This is a genomic window from Galbibacter marinus, from assembly GCF_000300875.1.
GTDB lineage: Bacteria > Bacteroidota > Bacteroidia > Flavobacteriales > Flavobacteriaceae > Galbibacter > Galbibacter marinus.
Window position 1 is genome coordinate 1 of the sequence record NZ_AMSG01000059.1, and the last position, 1,433, is coordinate 1,433.

The 1,433-nt window shown below is 38.0% G+C and carries 3 protein-coding genes; all 3 read right to left on the bottom strand.

Going from position 1 to position 1,433, the window contains the following annotated elements; all coding sequences use genetic code 11:
- Positions 1-148: 148 nt before the first annotated feature.
- Genes I215_RS16555 through I215_RS15545 form a run of 3 tightly spaced genes read right to left on the bottom strand, consistent with a single transcriptional unit; the run spans position 149 to position 1,327 of the window.
- Positions 149-355: a GDCCVxC domain-containing (seleno)protein gene (locus I215_RS16555; RefSeq protein WP_008992943.1), complete on the bottom strand. Its 207-nt coding sequence runs from the start codon at positions 353-355 to the stop codon at positions 149-151.
- Between the two features lies 1 nt (position 356).
- A complete protein-coding gene (merTP, locus tag I215_RS15540; protein WP_008992944.1) occupies positions 357-956 on the bottom strand; it encodes a mercuric transport protein MerTP in 600 nt (199 codons plus the stop codon).
- Positions 953-1,327 carry an ArsR/SmtB family transcription factor gene (locus tag I215_RS15545; protein ID WP_008992945.1) on the bottom strand — a complete coding sequence of 125 codons (375 nt, stop codon included), beginning with the start codon at positions 1,325-1,327 and terminating at the stop codon, positions 953-955. The genes merTP and I215_RS15545 overlap by 4 nt, the downstream gene beginning before the upstream one ends.
- Positions 1,328-1,433: the final 106 nt, after the last annotated feature.

The window sequence follows — 1,433 nt, forward strand, 5'->3', positions numbered from 1 at the left end:
TAACGTTTAGTATATGCAAAGTAGGCGATTGCGGGCTTCAAACTTATCAAACCGAGATGAAGTTGAAGCGAGCTACAACCGTTGAATTTACTGCTATTTCGCCTATTTTGTATATACATTGTTAGCGGTTCGGGCTTTTTTTCTTCGGTCAGCAACATTTCTCGTCTTGTTGAATTGGTGGACATTTCTCGCTCCCATAACTGCAATAAACACAGCAGTCTCCTTGTTGTGGTTTCAATACAGTTTTGCAGTTTTCGCACTCGTAAAAGTATTGGCAAGCATCTGTCGGCATTGTTTCTTCTTTTTTGTGTCCGCAGTTGGGGCAAGTGATTGTTGATTGCAATTTTATTTCCATTTTATTTTTCCTTTTTGTCTCTTACTGAATATCCTGTTCCGTTAATTGCTGTTTCGATTTCGGCTATGTTAGTTTTTGAGTTGTCAAATTCAACGATTGCGTTTCCATTCTCGTATGAAGCAGTTGATTTGATTATTCCTGAAAGTTTGTTCACTTCGTGGTTTACGTGTTCTTCGCATCCTGCACAAGTCATTCCGCTGATAGTAAACTCAACGGTCTGTAAATTTGATTTGTCAACTACTATTACTTGTTTTTCTGTCTTAGGGTAGAAAATATGTGCATAGTAAGGAAAGGCAAGCATTACAATTGCGAATGCTGTAACAATTCCTAAAAACTTTTTACTCTGAATGAATTTTGGCTTTTCATCAGTTTCACAATCACAGTCTATTTCCTTTTTCGGTTTTAGTTTTTGATACCAAGCAAAACCAAGAACCAAAATTGTCAAACCAATTAAATACGGTCGGAAAGGTTCAAGCCACGAAAAAGAGGCAGCAAGTCCGCTTGTTCCTGCAATTAGTGCCAAAACTGGTGTAATACAGCATAGAGAAGCAGCGAATGCCGTTAAAATTCCTGCTCCGATTAGTTTATTGTCCTTTTTCATATTGTCTCCAAAATTTTGTTTTCGTCAAGTATTATGAAAAACGGTTCAAGCAAGTTTTTGTATTCGTTTGTCAGCGAATAGAAAATGGTCTGTGCTTGCCTTTCTGTTTCAATGAGTTTTCGGTCTTTGAGTTTTCGCAGGTGTTGAGAAACTGCCGAAATGGTCATTCCAAGAACATCACTCAGGTCGCAAACGCAAAGTTGTTTCTCTTCATAAAGCAGGAACAGGATTTTCAGTCTGACGTTGTTACCCGCCAATTCAAGTCCGTTCGATAAGTAGTCAAACGAGCCGTTGAGTTCTGCAACTCGGTCTTTACAACGGTTGATTTGTTTAATGTCCGCTTGTTGTCTTATGCAAGAATTGTTTTCCATAAACACAAAGATGGTCAACTTGTTTATTTAAGCAAATGCTAAAATACAATATTTTAAAAATAACCCGATTTGTTTCTCGGGTCGTTTTATTGCCTGACCGCTAACG